The sequence below is a fragment of the Halobacillus sp. B23F22_5 genome, assembly GCF_043497085.1.
Taxonomy (GTDB): Bacteria; Bacillota; Bacilli; order Bacillales; family Halobacillaceae; genus Thalassobacillus.
The window spans coordinates 1-15735 of the sequence record NZ_JBIEKI010000011.1 but is presented as its reverse complement, the minus strand read 5'-3'; the positions used below and the strand labels follow the sequence as shown (position 1 = coordinate 15735).

Genomic DNA, 15735 nt, shown 5'->3' with positions numbered 1-15735 from the left:
TTATCATAACTATAAAAGCTGGGGAACTTTCGAATGCTTCTGTAGAAATTCGAGACGCTTACTCCATAGTTCGTTGGCATGGTCTCCAATCCAAATCAAGTGGCTATCAGAAGGAACCTCATATATCTCACTATGGGGAACCAGTGATTGAAGCAGTATTGCGTTCGAAAAATGGACACTGCCGTCTTTTTGAGAGTACATACCAAGGACAGGAACTGTAACTTTTGAAAGATCAATAGGGTTATGGTCTAAATCAGCGGAAAAACCTTTTCCGGAGTGGGAAGTGGCGAGCATATCATAGACAAATCGCCGGTCTTGTTTAGATAGACCACTTAAGAGCTTTTCAGGATCTTCAGTAGTCAGCTCCTTTAACATCAGCTTCATGACAAAGTCAGGCTGGACTTTCAAAAGACCTCGCAATCCTCTCCATACAAGTGTTCCGGCTGGTCCGAACAATAGCTTTCCTTTACGTTTGAAGCGTGTTTCCCAGGGGGTTACGAGCGCAGCTTCAAGAGTCAATGTTTTTACCCGGGATGGGTAATGGTAAGCAAGGGCAAGCCCAGTAGGACCGGCGGCAGATACAGCAATGACATGGGCAGTGGGAATGGACAGGTGGTCAAGGACTTCGATCAATGTATCTGCGAAGTCTTCGGGTTTTTTTCCGGTTCTGATATCTGTTTTATCATAGCCTGGCCGTGAAACTGTCAACAAGGTGTAACCTTCATGGATGAGGCTTCGGTGTGAAAGATCTGTTTCACGACTGCAATGGCCGCCTTTCAATAATAAAATGACAGGACCATTGCCTTCATAACTGAACTCAACCAGCCCCTTGGAAGTTTCAAATAAAATAGGCTTCATCCTAACACCCTTCCCTATCGGTTATCGCTACTTTAAATATAAGCTATAATGGAAGAAAATGAAATACCTGATAATTCTGAAACAGGAGGAGATTCCATGCGAATCGTGTCGATATGTCCCAGTAATACGGAGTTGCTTGCGTACCTGGGAAAAACGGAATGGCTGGCAGGAGTAGATAACTATTCTGATTGGCCAGCAGAAATCAACGACCTTCCGCGTGTAGGGCCGGATTTATCGATAGATATGGATAAAGTCGCAGCGCTTGAGCCTGATCTGGTGCTTGCATCATTAAGTGTTCCGGGGATGGAAAAGAATATAGAAGCTTTGGATAACAAAGGGCTGCCCTATATCATCTTGAATCCAAATTCATTAACAGAGATTGCCGACGACCTGGTCACAGTCGGAGAAGCAATTGGTATAGAGTCATTTGCGAGAGAGAAGCGGGAGGAGTTTGTCCGAAATATTGGAAAGTACCGGAGCAGGGCAGGACAATTGACGGAGCGGCCTGCTATATATTGGGAGTGGTGGCCGAAGCCAATTTTCACCCCTGGAAAAGCGAATTGGCTTACTGAGATAAGTGAACTTGCCGGTGCCTATAATATTTTTCAAACAGAAGCGGAAGCGAATGTCCAAACCGATTGGGAGGATGTGCTTAAGCGGAATCCTGAACATATCTGTATGGTGTGGGTAGGCGTAAAAGAAGAAAAAATGAACCCGGCGCTCGTGAAGAAGCGTCCGGGCTGGGAGGAAATGACGGCAGTCAAGCAGAATCAGATTCATGTCCTGGAGGAATCGTTATATTGCCGACCGTCTCCTCGTTTGTTAGAAGGATTGAAAAAACTTTCTGACCTTCTCCATCCTGAAATTTCTCAGGATTAGTGAATGTTACGCTTATGCTTAGGAATTGCGAGTTCCCGGAAGTTTTCTGCCAGTTCATTCAATTGCTTGGTGAGTGCTTCACCTTCCATCGGCAGACCGTGGCCGGTGATCGCGACAGAAGGATCCAGTTCAGCCAACCGCTTGACGGATGTCTCCGCCTCTCGCCAGTTAGGAGTATAATAGGCGGGAGGTCCATGGACATGTTGAGCCTGGGTGAATACGGAAAGGCTGGACTCTGTTTTTTCCGTGGTAAATGCATCTCCAGCAATCAATGCTTTGTCTTTTTCCCGGAATAAGGAAATGTGCCCCGGTGTATGGCCAGGGGTATGAATGTATTTCCAATCTGGTAAAAAGGGGAGGGTTCCGTCTTCCGGAAGTTTCTCGGCATATCTTGCCAGGTTTACCCCTCTGGATGGAAAAAATGGTGAGAATAAAGCAATGGTGCCGCCACCCACGGTTGAATCTCCGACTGGATAATCCCGTCTGCCTATGACATAATCCCACTCCATCGGATGAACAAAAACCGGGACATCCCAATGCTTGCAAAGGTATTTAGCTGAGCCGACGTGGTCAAAATGTCCGTGTGTCAGAATAATTGCTTTTGGCGGGCGGTCTCCGAATCGTTTTTCACAAGCTGCCAGGATTCGTTCACCATAGCGGGCAATTCCGGTATCGACAAGTACCCAGTCGTTGGTGTTTTCTGTTCCGATCATACAAACATTGGCGACGAGGGTCTGGTAAATGGCCAGATCTTCTTTGATGATGTCTGGTTCCGCATGGTCCATTTTCCAACCATCTTGCAAATGTTCCTGATGTTTATCCATGTCTCATGCTCCTCGTTTTCTTTTAGTCTTGATAGAAAGCGGGGAAGTTATGCATGAAAAAAGAGACTCAGGCTTGTTTTGTAATAGTTTTCCCGGTTAACCCATATAAGATAGTTAGTATCGGACTTAGCAGGCAAAAGAATGCAAACGGCAGATAATCGATGACCGCTACCCCGAGAACATCAGCAAGGAAGACACCACAGACACTCCACGGAACAAGTGGGTTGATTACTGTACCGGCATCCTCCAGGGTCCGTGATAAATTTTTTCTTGCCAGATTCGCACGGTCATAGATATCCTGATATGCTTCGCCTGTCAAAAGAATCGAAAGATATTGTTCCCCGATAAAGACATTGATACCGATTGCAGTAAACGCCGTTGATAATGTAATTGTCCGAACAGATTGCAGCATGCGCTGCACGTGGAACAGCACGGATGGAATGACTCCGGTCACAAAAAACAATCCGCCAAGCGCAAGAGCAAGGGTTACAAGTGATATCGTGAACAGCATACTGTCGATTCCGCCTCTGGAAAGCATTTCATTGACCATGTCATTATTGGTGCTTGCACTGTAACCGCCAAACCAGGTACTCCACAGTTCACTCCATGGCAGGATGCTACGTAAGCCGGCAATCAGCGTTGCGGTAATACTGCTGAATGCTAATGCAACAAAGGCTGGTCTTTTTGTGACAGTCATCGCCAGTAACACAAGGACGGGAATCCAGGAACTCCAATGAACCAATCCAGATTCAGCTAATGCATTGTGAATCGTCGCTAAATTTTCTGACTGCACACGCTGTTGTGGAGATAACACAGCAAACAGAATAAAAGAAATGATAAAAGCTGGAATTGTCGTCCAGGTCATGTTTTTAATATGGTCGAATAAATCCACTTTTACTACTGTTGATGCAAGGTTGGTCGTATCGGATAACGGAGACATTTTATCCCCAAAGAAAGCGCCTGAAACGATGGCGCCTGCTGTCATTGCAAGCGATGCGTCCATCGACTGGGCCACTCCAAGAAATGCTACTCCAAGGGTAGCACTGGTAGTGAATGAGCTGCCTAGTGCCACACCGGTGATTGCCGTGATCGTAAAAACGATCGCCAGAAACCAGGACCCTCCGGCTAAAGAAAAAGAGACATCCATCAATGCTGGAATCGTCCCGCTTGCCATCCAGCTGCTTATCAGAATCCCAATCAGGAAAAAGATCAGGACAGCACCCATCCCTGATTGAGCGCCCTGAACCATCCCTTCCTGCAGCTGGGCAAAAGTGAACTGTCTAATAAATCCATACGTAATCATCAAAAGTACCGCCAATAAAATCGGCACGTGTGGAACACTTTGTAATTCAATGATAAAAAAACTGATCAGAGCTACGATAACAAGCAGCATTCCGATTGATTCCATTAACCCTGGTAATTTTTTAGGCTGTAAATGAAGCATTACGATTCCTCCTATATTCGTAAAAAGCGTAAGTTTGTGTACATACAAAAAGGCTTCATCCCTGAATAGGGACGAAGCCTGGCTCCGCGGTACCACCCTGATTGATGAACGATCATCCGCTCTTTCTAAAAGAAAACATAGCCTTAACGGAATCTGTAATTCGAATAGAAAGAAACCTGGATTCTCAGCTGCCATCCAGTCTCTGATGCTGTTTCTGTTCCATCTACTGTGGAATCCCTGATGCTTTTCTTTTACGCTTAAACGCTTTTATGTTGTAAAGTAAATATAAAGGATAGGCGGGAAGTTTGTCAATGGATTTTCTGATTGTCATTTATTACTATTGAGCGTATTAGCAATAAGTTCTTTCAAGATAAGTTATAATTGTGTATAATAGTGGAAATTTTCTTGATTGCGGGGGAAAGTCGTGGAACCTAATGCTGTTGCTGTAACAAATCAATCTGTGCGAATGACGATGATTAAACGGGGGGTTGCTGCAGGCTTTCCGATCATGCTCGGCTATTTACCGATAGCGATTACATATGGAGTGCTGGCCAGACAATCCGGTCTTTCTAATTTGGAGTTGACCCTGATGAGTATTCTTGTTTTCGCGGGAGCTGCTCAGTTCATGGGAGCTAATATGATTGCATTAGGCACGGGAATGGTCGAAATCGTCATAGCTACTTTTGTGTTGAATTTCCGCCATTTTGTCATGAGTCTTTCGTTTATGAACCGCCTGAGGGAAGTGAGCTTGAAGTGGAAAGTCCCCTTATCACTCGGATTAACCGATGAAACTTTTACGGTTTCTTCCCTGCATGCCAAAGAAGCAAAGGAGACCCATGGAACCTGGTTTTATGGAGCGTTGATCCTTACTGCTTATATATCGTGGGTAGGCGGTTCTTTTTTAGGCGGTGTATTGGGGGATGTGATTCCAGGCAGACTTAGCCAAAGTATGGGAATTGCCTTGTATGCCATGTTCATCGGCTTACTGATTCCATCTGTAAAAAAAGAGACAAAGGTTGCACTGGTAGCTTTGCTGGCAATGCTAATCAATTTCTTTTTCTCGTTATTCATCAGTGATGGATGGGCGATAGTGCTTGGAACGATTTTTGGTGGGGGCTGTGGCGTATTCCTGCTGAAAGGAGAGGAAGCAGCATGATGTGGGTAATCATAGGAATGGCGATTGTCACTGCTGTACCAAGGTTTTTGCCGGCTTTTATTGTGGATAAGCTGAATTTTCCCAGTTGGGTGGATCGATGGTTGAACGCGATTCCTTACGCCGCTTTAGGGGCATTGATTTTTCCAGGAATCATGACAGTGAAACCGGATGCTCCTCATGTGGGGGTGATCGGTGGGGTGGTCGCCATTGCATTAGCATGGTTCGGGATGAATATTATCTTAGTAGTGATAGGAGCGATCGCTACGGTATTTTTGGTGACTCTCTAGTCACGCGCCCTGTTGCGATGCATATAGTGTAGAGATTATTCCTATAAAGGAGTTTGATCGTATATGGATCGACAACAAGGAGGATTTTTTTCTGGCTTGCCTGGCTTTGGCGGCGGCTTTGGCCAAGGGCAAGGTCCTGGCGGCTTTCCTGGTTTCGGCCCTGGGGGCGGCGGTTTTCCAGGCCAAGGACCAGGTGGTTTCCCTGGTGGACCGGGCGGATTCCCGGGAGGTCCCGGTGGCTTTCCCGGCCAGGGCCCAGGAGGGTTTCCAGGTCAAGGACCGGGAGGCGGCAGTCAAGGGCAGACGATGCAATTACCACCACCGCCAACAGATGTGCCACAATTTGGAGCACAGTCATTCCAAGGTGGACCTGGGGTGTACGCTGTAGACCCTGGGGCTTTTTACGGCTGCCTATACCGAATGACGAGAGTGAGGCTGCGTAACGGACAAAGATTTTGGTTCTATCCCGTATTCATCGGGCGCCAGTCTGTTGCCGGATATCGTTGGCGGCCGCGCCGCAGGCAATGGGTTTATTTCGGCATAGATACAGATCGAATTGTTACCTTCCAATGTTAACAAGTATGAAAGCTGACAGCAGTATCCAACATGCTGCTGTCGGCATTTATAACCAGTGTTTGAAGGAGGACATCGTATGTTTCATGTAAGAAAAGCAGTTTTTGAAGATGCGGAGCAAATAGCGCATGTGCATGTCAGCAGCTGGAAATCTACATATAAAGATTTGATTGATGAAAAGGATATGAGCAATATAACCGTAGAGAACCGAATTGCCTTATGGGAAGCTGTCTTGAAAGTCCCTGTTAATGGTCAGGTCGCACTCGTAGTTGAAAACGATGCAGGCAGGGTAGTAGGCTTCGTGTCCGGAGGAAAAGAAAGAACGAAGCACTACGGCTACGATGGGGAAATTTATGCGATTTACCTGTTGGATCCGTATCAAAGACAGGGGCTGGGCGGTTTGTTGTTAGAAGCTTTTGGAAAAGAGATGAAGGAAGCCGGCTATCAGTCGCTGCTCGTATGGGTGCTGACTCACAATCCATCGAGCGATTTTTATCGTAAACACGGCGCTAAACTGGTGGAGGCAGAAACCGTTACCATAGGAGAAGGTACGTATGAAGAAACGGCTTTCGGGTGGAAGAATATTGATGAATTAGTTCAACGGTTTGCTTCACAAAGTAAACAGCTTTAGTAATAGCGGCACCTCCGGCAATGCAGTCGGGAGGTGCTTTTTTTATACCTGCTAAAAAGTTTACACACACGAAAGCCATGGGTCCGGAATTCATTAGGAACCATGGCTTTATACTTTTTCTTCATAGGGTTCGATATGGATTTGCGCAAAGCGAATATTGAGTTCGTCTTCCAGCATATCCTCGATCTCATCGGTGATTTCATGGCCTTCCTGTACTGTAATGTGCGGATCAACAAGGATAGTCACGTCAATCAAAATAATGTTCCCTTGCAGACGTCCTTTGACATCTTTCACTACCCATACCCCTGGGTTCTTAGAAATATGATGTCTGATATCCTCAAGCAAATCTTCATCAAAACCGTCCGTAAGTGTATGGGTCGAATCGGAAAAAATATCCCAGGCGGTCTTACAAATAATGATACCCACAATGAATCCAGCCAGGGGATCCAGCCAGTAGAGGCCGAACTGAGTACCGATAATTCCGGTAAAAGCACCGAGGCTGACCAGGGCATCGGAACGATTATCCTGAGCAGCGGCATAGAGAGAAGCACTGCTGATTTTTTTAGATAATCTTAAATTGAAGCGATAAACACCAATCATGACACCAGCACCCGCAAGTGCAGTCCAGGCGGTCAGCATGTCAGGTTGACTGTAATCGCTCGTCCACATGCTCTGGAAAGTTCCGTATAGCACTTCGAAACCGACAGTCATCATGATGAAAGCAGCGATCAGGGAAGCTATTGTTTCTGCACGGAAATGGCCATAATGGTGGTCTTCATCTGGGGGTTTTCGGGAAATTCTCAAGCCGATCAACACTGCCAGAGATGCAATGATATCGGTGGTGTTATTCAAACCATCCGCTCTCAAAGCCGAGGAACCGCCGATATAGGCGATGGACAATTTCACCACTGCCAATAGAAGGTAGGCAATGATACTGATCCATGCTCCTTTTTCTCCCCTTTTTAAATTCTCATATTCATTCATAATACTGCCTCCGGAATTTAGGCTGTCAAGCATAAATAGCTTACCAAAGCCTGCTTGTGTAAGTCTAGAGAAACAATGATAGTCTGTCTCACAGTAGTTGTCATATGCCAATATTTTTTGCAGCAGTCAAATGAAACGACAGATAAATATATTTAAGATGATTACTTATTTGTGTCAAGGGTATATACAAACTAACGCTATTATTGTTATAATATTTAAAATTTTCAAAAAAGGGGTGAGCTAGTGATTATTCAGGAAACTGTCATTATTGAGGGTTATGTCGATGAAATGAAATTTTCTAAACCAGTACTATTATCTTATAACCCTGATTCTGAAACACCCGAACAAGCACTTATAAGTTTTTATGGAAGTCAGGCTAGAAGTTTTGAAGAGTTGGCAATCCAACGTGGCTGGCACGATGCCTATTGGACTTATCCAGCATATTATGAAATGGTGATCTAAGAGATAAACTTTGCAAATGGCCGTGCGTGGATTCATCCATGTACGGCTATTTGTATTTATTGTGTAATTGTATTCAAAATGCCGGAGGATTCGTTATAATGGGGGGTAGACTGAGTTACAGGATGGGAAACATATGACACGAAAAATTATGACAGCAATTATAGGACTTTTAGTATTAACAGGTTGTCAGGAAAATAATCAGGCGGGTAAAGCAGAGCTTCGTATCGCCGCAGCTTCAAGTCTTACCGGTGTAATGAAACAAATAGAAACAGATTTTGAAGCCCAGACTGACATTCAATTAACGATGAATTTTGGTTCTTCAGGGACACTGGTACAGCAGCTCGAACAAGGTGCGCCGAGTGATATATACATATCTGCGAGCGAATACTGGATGAAAGAGGCTATCGAAAATGGGTTGATAGACGAAAAAAGTATTGCCTCGGTAATGGCCAACCAGTTAGTTCTGGCAGTCAACGATTCGAGTGATATTATACTTGAGAAGCTCCCAACAGATGCTGCATCCCAGATAGCTATTGGAGATCCGAAGAGCGTCCCGGCGGGGATGTATGCCAAACAAGCATTGGAAAGTCTCGGGTTATGGGAAGATATCCAAGGAAAGCTGGTTTATGGAAAAAATGCGAAGCAAGTAGCAGCCTATGTGGAATCCGGGAACGTCGATGCAGGATTTGTCTATCAAAGTGATGTAGTAAAGTCGCATAAATTAAGGACAGCTGACAAAATCAACAAAGCGCATCATACAGCGATTACTTATCCAGCCGGTATTGTCAAAGAATCTCAACAGAAGGAAGCCGCTGAAGAGCTTCTTGAATATTTACATAGCGATGAAGCGAAACAGACGATAAAAGAGTTCGGGTTTGAACGATAAGGCAGGGTGTTACGTATGGATTTATCGCCATTATGGTTATCAATCAGGATAGCCACTATTTCTACGATCATAGTGTTCGCAGCCGGTACCTTTAGTGCAAGATGGATGACGCGAAGAAGTTTCATAGGAAAGCAAGTACTTGATGCTCTGTTTTTATTACCCTTAGTGCTTCCGCCTACAGTGGTGGGTTTTGCACTATTATATTTATTTGGTAAAAATGGATGGATCGGAAAATTGTTGCTTGAGTGGTTTGGCATCCAGATAGTGTTTACCTGGTATGCGGCTGTCATCGCTGCTATGGTCGTTTCATTTCCATTGATGTACCAAAGCGCCGTAGCAGCTTTTTCTAAATATGACCGCTCTTTGGAAAACGCTGCATATACCATGGGGGCGAGCAGGTGGCGTGTTTTCTGGACGATTTCTTTTCCGCTGGCATGGCCTGGGCTGGTTGCAGGACTTGTCCTGTCTTTCGCTCGTGCTCTTGGTGAATTTGGCGCGACACTGATGCTGGCAGGCTACATTCCAGGTGTGACGGACACGTTGCCACTCGCCATTTATTTTTCAGTAGAAGCCGGGAATGAAAACCAGGCGCTCGTCTGGGTGATTATCATGGTAGTTATCGGGTTCACGACGATATATTGGCTTAATAATTGGAACCAGCGACCTTGGAAAAAGCACGTCGGTCGGAAGAGGTGAAGGGCATGTTGAATGTAACCGTAGAAAAAAAGCTGGCACATTATAAGCTCGATGTGTCATTTACTGTAGAGGATGAACTGGTGATTCTATTTGGAAGATCCGGTTCTGGCAAAACGACATTATTAAACATGCTCGCCGGTCTTCTCAAGCCGGAACAAGGGGAGATAAAGCTGGGAAGCCGAATGTTATACCAGACAGGGAAAGTGGACCTTCCTCCACAGCAGAGAAATGTAGGTTATGTGTTCCAGGATTATGCTTTATTTCCCCATATGACCGTAGAAAAGAATATTTATTATGGCATAAAATCGAAGCAAGTACCTGATCCTAAAGATCATTTGAAGCGCTTGATCGACATTGTGGGAATCAACCATTTGTTAAGCAAATATCCTGGCGAAATTTCAGGTGGGGAAAAACAGCGTGTTGCACTTGTCCGGGCGCTCGCATACCGTCCTGATATGCTTTTGATGGATGAACCATTTTCAGCTCTGGATGAAAAAAATCGTCTGCAGTGCCATGAAGAAATTCTAAGGCTAAAACAGGAATGGCAGATACCGATCCTGCTTGTCACCCACGATCATGCTGAAGCAAGCAAACTAGGTGATCTGATCATGTACATGCATGAAGGAAAGTTAAAACAAAAGGCTTGACCTTGGTTCAAGTCTTTCTTTATGCAGTATATCTCGAAATAAAGAATCTTCAGTTTGAGTGTTATTGTATAAGGGTAAATAGTGAAAATATAATGAGACAGTGCAGGGCTGTCTGAAAAACTTGAAGCAATAGAAAGAAACTATGATAAGGAGAGGTTACTATGGCAAATGTAAAAGTAGCAGTAATTTATTACAGTTCAACCGGTACCAATTACAAAATGGCAAAATGGGCTGAGGATGCAGTCAAGCAGGCCGGAGCAGAAGTGAAATTGGTAAAGACGCGAGAAACTGCTCCAATGGAAGCAATTGAACAGAATCCTGCCTGGAAAGAACACTATGAAGCAACTAAAGATGTCACAGAAGCGACGGTCGAGGACCTGGAATGGGCAGATGCCTACATCTTCAGTGTGCCAACCAGGTTCGGTAATGTGCCGGCACAATTCAAACAGTTGATGGACCAGGCTGGAGGTCTTTGGTTCCAGGGAAAACTGGTAAACAAAGTTGCCAGTGCCATGTCATCCGCTCAAAATCCTCATGGAGGCCAAGAAGCAACTATCCTTAACCTTTACACCAGCATGTTCCACTGGGGGGTATTAATTGCTGCTCCTGGTTATACCAATGATGCCGCATTCGCTTCTGGGGGAAATCCGTATGGAACGAGTGTCACTGTAGATGCAGAAGGTAATATGCAAGAAGACGTAGAGGAAGCAGTGCGAAACCAAGCATTACGTACACTTCAAGTAGCAGAAATGGTTGTAAAAGGCCAGGAAAAATAAATATTCAAGGGAAAGCGTCTCCTTAGAGAGGCGCTTTTTTTATGTAGTAATTTAACGCATTGAAATATATTTGAAATATTTTTGTAAAAAATAAAGTGTTTACCCCCGTAAAGAAAAAACGCTTTACGTAAAAGTATGAACGAATAGATAAAAGGGGGAAATCAATTTGAAAAACAAAAAAGTAATCAATGTACTATCATCTGCGGCTTTGGCGGTAGCTATTTCAGCTGTTCCTTATTCTGCCTGGGCGGAAGACGATGACAAAGTGTCAGTGGACATGAGTGAAATTGAAAAAGAAATAGAAGCTGAACAAGATGTCGCTATAGTGGATGAAAAAGATGATGAGCATAACGAAGCGATTTATTTTGAGGGTGATCTTTTTAATTTCTTACATACTTTGGTAAATCAGCTGCAATGGTCGCTGGGTCAGGATGATATGAATCAAGCAAACCTATTTGTAGATTTTGCTGAAAAGCAAATTGAAAAAGCGGAAAAGCTAATCGAAGATGGCGATGAAGAAGCAGCCGCTGAACTTTTGCAAAAAGCTGCTGAGTTAATGGAAAAAGCAGAAGCCTTAGTCGAGGAAGATACATACAACGAAGAGCAAGATGAAGACACAGACGCTGATGATGAGGATATGGACAGCGACGAAGAGAATACAGAAGAAGAAAAATCCGATAGTGATGAAGAAAGCGAAGAAGAAACAGAAGACGTAGAAGATGAGGAAAATAAAGAAGAAGCTGAAGAAGAAACAGAAGAGGATAGCGATGACGAAGAAAAGCTGCAAGCTAAGATCGGTCAAAATATAATCTCTTTGAAATTAGCTTCTATGAAAGTGACAAATGAGCGTGCGAAGTTTGTACTTGAACGCAATATGAACAAGTCTTTAGAGCGACTGGAAGCTAAATATGGTGATATTACAGCTTTGAAAGAACAATTAGCTGAGCTTGACCAAGAACAAAAAGCTGATGAATCGGAACAAGAAGAAAAACAACAAGAAGAAGATTCCGTGATTGTCACCACTTCTGAATCGGCTGAAGAAACAGCAGAAGCTATCGAGAAAACAAACGAAGAAGATAGCCAAGGGGCAGCCTTCGCTAAAAAAGCCAAAGAGGCAGCAAAGGCTAAAAAGCAGGAAGCTAAAGCAAAGGCAGAGCAAGCCAAAGCAGAAGCTAAAGTAAAGAAGAAAGCAGCAAAAGCTAAGGCTGCTGATAAAGGACACAAAAAAAATAAAGAAAAAGAAAAAGGACCAAAGAATTAATATTTTCATTTTATTTGATAAAATGAGTGGAGAGACTCATACAACTTGGACTGCCTATACGGACATGGGCAGTCCTTTTTACCTTGTAAACTTCCAATATTTACAAAATAATAATCGTTAAGTTCAGGTTTAACAAGGGTTGTGGCGGGGAATTGTATAGTAAATATTCAGAAAATTGTTGCAAAACACAACGATTTCCTGCATAATAGAAAAAAGTCTTTAGGGGGTAGGCCACATGAAAAAGCAAAAAATCAATTACGTGTTGCGAAGAAGCCCTGTTTTTGGAAATAAGACAATCACTGCTAAACGTGAATTATCCTTTGGTTTACAACTCGCCTCCAGATTAATCCTTGATGAATTAAGTTATGAGTTCAATAAACATAAATTGGATGAACAGATTAATGAGGCAATTGCAAATGAAGACCGAGATAGTTTTGATCGTTTAAGCAAGCAGTATCAACCCTATACATGGGAGTAACTAAACATTTTTCAGACCGGTTCACCGTACATGAGGTGGACCGGTCTTTTTGGTGTGTGGACCAATTTTAATTAATGCCCTTCTGAGCCGATATATTAGATATATAAATAAGGGTCATTTATAGGGGGAGAACACGGTGGAGAATAATATTAAACAGACGATTTTAGTAAAGCAGAATGGAGTCTTAATAAAAATAATGCTTTTATCAATCCTGCTTGGACTAGGTGCGGAACTCGCAGTAGGGGCTCCGATGGTCAATATGCTTGCTCTTGGAATTGGAGGATCTTTAGTTGCAGGGTTGATGATACTTTTCCATTATAAAAAGCTCTGGCAGCAGGCGGTACCGTATGTCGCTGTTTCAGGTATGACTGGTGTGGCCTTCGTCATCATGATGAGTTCTGAGTATGTTACGAACATGTTGTTCACATTTTTCCTGCTAGGCGTAGCTGCAGTTTCTTTATCTTTGACTGTATTGATGACAGGAGGCGTTTTAGGGCTCGGGTTGCTTGCTATTTTTGTCACAGTTAAAGGGGAAGTGATGAACTTTGATATGCGGGCAACTATTATTTCACTTGTGTTTTTCATTCTTGTTTTCGCTGTGCTGATGATTCAGGTCAGACTTTCGAGGCAATTACTAGGTGATGTAGAAACAAACCTTGTACATAATAATAAGCTGGTAATAGAAAGTGGCGAGCAAGCACAAAGGATAAGGAAGGTCGCAAGTGACGTCCAGTCCAATATGACGGCTATAGATACAAGCAGTAAAAAGAATTCCGGGATGATGAAGGAGATGAATTTGTCTTTCCAGGAAATCTCCCATGCTGCCCAGTCACAGGCATCAGCAATTACCGAGATTACTACTTCTACTGATCAGGCGAATGGATTACTGGAAAAAATGATGAGCGATTTCGATGATTTGGCGCAATCAGGAGAAGAAGTCCAGGATTCTTCTGCTCTTGGAAAGACTTCTTTACAATCACTTACCAATACAATGGAAGGTTTCAAAGAATCTTTTGACCAGATGCGATCTGACATGGAGCAATTAACTGATGACATCAAAAAGAATACCAATTTTACAAAACAGATACAGGACATTGCAGAACAGACCAATTTATTGGCATTGAATGCAAGCATAGAAGCGGCCCGGGCTGGAGAAGCAGGAAAAGGGTTTGCAGTTGTAGCGGAAGAAGTGCGTAAGCTTGCGGAAAGTTCGAGCCAGACCGCTGTCCAGATTAACGATAATTTAACAGAAATTAAAGAACGCGCGATAAAAACAGAAAACCAGGTGAAGGATAACGAAGTAAAGCTGGAAGAGAGCCTTGCCATTACGACAGAGACATCCGGTGCTTTTACCACTGTTACAGATAAGCTGGATGGCTTTATCGGAAAAATGAAAGAGTTCGATGGACAGGCAAGAGATATACGCAGCTCATCCCTCTCAATTGATAAGGCTGTTAATGAACTCGCTGCAATCATTGAAGAGACCTCTGCCACCATGCAGCAGCTTCAGGCACATGTAGAACAGCAAACCTACGAACAACAGGTTTTAACCGAAGCAATCACAGAAACAAATGCTTCGATGACTTTATTACAGGGGGATAAGCAAGTGTCCTAATGGTATTTTCTGCAAAAAAATACTTGTCACCCCGCTCTTTTTCCATGTTATAGTTGGGAGGAAGTTATTTTACGAAAGGATATTTCATATGAAGCATTTATACATCACAGTATTACTTTTTTTGCTGGTGATAGGTGCCGGCTGCAGTGGCCTTACGAATGAGAATGATAGTAATTCGACATCCTCTGATAGTTCTTCTAAACAAGAGAATACCGACCAGGAGAAAGGTTCTGAGGATACAGAAAGTACCGGAGATGATTCGGAACCACAGAAGAATCAAAAAGAGGCGGATACAACGCAAAAAGAATCTCAGAATGATAAACAATCTGGTGATGAAAAAAAGGATAAACAAACTGAATCTGCTTCTGGAGATGGATCTGGTTCTGAACTGGTTACCGTGGAGGAGCCGCATGCCATCACGGTTGTAGTCAATAAAAACAGGAAGCTGCCGGAAGGATTTGAACCGAGAGATTTGACCGTACCTGAAGTTCCGTTCCCTTTTAATGAGTTTCACCAAAAGAAACAGCTCCGCTTAGAGGCGGCTGAAGCATTGGAAGAACTTTTCCGCGGAGCAAAGCAGGACGGATTAGAATTGGTAGCTGCTTCAGGTTATCGTTCCTATGAAAGACAAAAACAGATCTATCAAAACAATGTAAGGCAGAATGGTGAAGAGCATGCTAACCAATTCTCAGCCAAACCAGGAACAAGTGAACATCAAACCGGACTGGCGATGGATGTCACTTCAGCTACAGCAGCATTCAAGCTGCAACAGTCTTTTATTGAAACCAAAGAAGGCAAATGGCTTGAAGACAATGCTCATGAATATGGGTTCATCATCCGCTACCCAGAAGGAAAATCTGATATCACAGGCTATGCCTATGAGCCATGGCACTTACGTTATGTCGGCAAAGAAACAGCCACTGAAATTCATCAAGAGCAGGAGACCTTAGAAGAGTTCTTTGGATTATACCCATAAATTAAAAAGCACCATCTGAAGTCGGGCGAGTCGCTTCGATATCAGATGGTGTTTTTTGATGAAACATGCCAGAATAGGTTTATAAATGCCTCAAAATGAAGGTTTTAGTTGTACATTCTTTCTTTTTTGATGGGTTCGTTTATTACAAAACTGGCTGGATGGAAGGGAAACGGCGCATAGCCGTCAAGCTAAGCTCTAAAATTTTTGTATCTCCCTTTATATACGTTATCCTTCCTTCAAGAATTTTCTAAGGAAGGATGATTTTATGAAACTAATGAAACACATTCGGTCCATGGCTCAAG

18 protein-coding genes are annotated in these 15735 nt (G+C 43.5%); 14 read left to right on the top strand and 4 right to left on the bottom strand.

Annotation, left to right across the window (positions count from 1 at the left end):
• Window positions 1-9: 9 nt before the first annotated feature.
• Entirely contained in the window at window positions 10-858 is an 849-nt protein-coding gene (locus ACGTN9_RS14075) for an alpha/beta fold hydrolase (protein ID WP_499593805.1), read from the bottom strand.
• A 96-nt stretch (window positions 859-954) separates the two neighbouring features.
• Here ACGTN9_RS14075 and ACGTN9_RS14070 point away from each other — a divergent pair, with 96 nt between their 5' ends.
• Window positions 955-1737 carry a cobalamin-binding protein gene (locus ACGTN9_RS14070; protein WP_499593803.1) on the top strand — a complete coding sequence of 261 codons (783 nt, stop codon included), beginning with the start codon at window positions 955-957 and terminating at the stop codon, window positions 1735-1737.
• Here the strand turns inward: ACGTN9_RS14070 and ACGTN9_RS14065 are convergent.
• The gene (locus tag ACGTN9_RS14065; protein WP_499593801.1) at window positions 1734-2561 is read right to left on the bottom strand and encodes an MBL fold metallo-hydrolase; all 828 of its coding nucleotides are present in this window, start codon (window positions 2559-2561) and stop codon (window positions 1734-1736) included. The two genes, ACGTN9_RS14070 and ACGTN9_RS14065, sit on opposite strands and share 4 nt — an antisense overlap.
• 67 nt (window positions 2562-2628) lie before the next feature.
• Window positions 2629-4005, bottom strand: a complete 1377-nt coding sequence (gene nhaC, locus ACGTN9_RS14060; RefSeq protein ID WP_499593799.1) for a Na+/H+ antiporter NhaC — start codon at window positions 4003-4005, stop codon at window positions 2629-2631.
• 466 nt (window positions 4006-4471) lie between these two features.
• On the opposite strand from nhaC, the gene ACGTN9_RS14055 reads away from it, so the two are divergent.
• The 4 genes from ACGTN9_RS14055 to ACGTN9_RS14040 all read left to right on the top strand — a co-directional run bounded on the left by ACGTN9_RS14055 (window position 4472) and on the right by ACGTN9_RS14040 (window position 6652).
• Window positions 4472-5161, top strand: coding sequence for an AzlC family ABC transporter permease (locus tag ACGTN9_RS14055; RefSeq protein ID WP_499593995.1), 690 nt, complete (start codon window positions 4472-4474; stop codon window positions 5159-5161).
• Window positions 5158-5448 (top strand): AzlD domain-containing protein, encoded by a 291-nt coding sequence (locus tag ACGTN9_RS14050; RefSeq protein ID WP_499593797.1) that lies wholly within the window; start codon window positions 5158-5160, stop codon window positions 5446-5448. The genes ACGTN9_RS14055 and ACGTN9_RS14050 overlap by 4 nt, the downstream gene beginning before the upstream one ends.
• A 63-nt stretch (window positions 5449-5511) precedes the next feature.
• Window positions 5512-6024, top strand: a complete 513-nt coding sequence (locus ACGTN9_RS14045; protein WP_499593795.1) for a hypothetical protein — start codon at window positions 5512-5514, stop codon at window positions 6022-6024.
• Between the two features lie 76 nt (window positions 6025-6100).
• On the top strand, window positions 6101-6652 hold the full coding sequence (locus ACGTN9_RS14040) for a GNAT family N-acetyltransferase (protein ID WP_499593793.1): 552 nt from the start codon (window positions 6101-6103) through the stop codon (window positions 6650-6652).
• Between the two features lie 108 nt (window positions 6653-6760).
• Here the strand turns inward: ACGTN9_RS14040 and ACGTN9_RS14035 are convergent, their stop codons facing one another.
• A complete protein-coding gene (locus tag ACGTN9_RS14035) occupies window positions 6761-7636 on the bottom strand; it encodes a cation diffusion facilitator family transporter (protein WP_499593791.1) in 876 nt (291 codons plus the stop codon).
• 243 nt (window positions 7637-7879) lie between these two features.
• On the opposite strand from ACGTN9_RS14035, the gene ACGTN9_RS14030 reads away from it, so the two are divergent.
• From ACGTN9_RS14030 to ACGTN9_RS13990, 9 genes are all read left to right on the top strand, one after another.
• Complete coding sequence (locus tag ACGTN9_RS14030; protein ID WP_499593789.1) at window positions 7880-8098, top strand: hypothetical protein; 219 nt, start codon at window positions 7880-7882, stop codon at window positions 8096-8098.
• Between the two features lie 133 nt (window positions 8099-8231).
• Window positions 8232-8984, top strand: coding sequence for a molybdate ABC transporter substrate-binding protein (gene modA / locus ACGTN9_RS14025; RefSeq protein ID WP_499593787.1), 753 nt, complete (start codon window positions 8232-8234; stop codon window positions 8982-8984).
• A gap of 15 nt (window positions 8985-8999) precedes the next feature.
• Complete coding sequence (gene modB, locus ACGTN9_RS14020; protein ID WP_499593785.1) at window positions 9000-9680, top strand: molybdate ABC transporter permease subunit; 681 nt, start codon at window positions 9000-9002, stop codon at window positions 9678-9680.
• A complete protein-coding gene (locus tag ACGTN9_RS14015; protein ID WP_499593783.1) occupies window positions 9650-10327 on the top strand; it encodes an ATP-binding cassette domain-containing protein in 678 nt (225 codons plus the stop codon). Before modB ends, ACGTN9_RS14015 begins: the two co-directional genes overlap by 31 nt.
• Window positions 10328-10488: 161 nt before the next feature.
• A complete protein-coding gene (gene wrbA, locus ACGTN9_RS14010) occupies window positions 10489-11103 on the top strand; it encodes an NAD(P)H:quinone oxidoreductase (RefSeq protein ID WP_499593782.1) in 615 nt (204 codons plus the stop codon).
• A gap of 166 nt (window positions 11104-11269) precedes the next feature.
• Window positions 11270-12364 carry a DUF5667 domain-containing protein gene (locus tag ACGTN9_RS14005; RefSeq protein WP_499593780.1) on the top strand — a complete coding sequence of 365 codons (1095 nt, stop codon included), beginning with the start codon at window positions 11270-11272 and terminating at the stop codon, window positions 12362-12364.
• A 235-nt stretch (window positions 12365-12599) separates the two neighbouring features.
• The gene (locus ACGTN9_RS14000) at window positions 12600-12842 is read left to right on the top strand and encodes an IDEAL domain-containing protein (RefSeq protein ID WP_093046057.1); all 243 of its coding nucleotides are present in this window, start codon (window positions 12600-12602) and stop codon (window positions 12840-12842) included.
• Between the two features lie 136 nt (window positions 12843-12978).
• Complete coding sequence (locus ACGTN9_RS13995; protein ID WP_499593778.1) at window positions 12979-14457, top strand: methyl-accepting chemotaxis protein; 1479 nt, start codon at window positions 12979-12981, stop codon at window positions 14455-14457.
• An 88-nt stretch (window positions 14458-14545) separates the two neighbouring features.
• Entirely contained in the window at window positions 14546-15433 is an 888-nt protein-coding gene (locus tag ACGTN9_RS13990; protein ID WP_499593776.1) for a M15 family metallopeptidase, read from the top strand.
• The last annotated feature ends 302 nt before the right edge of the window (window positions 15434-15735 follow it).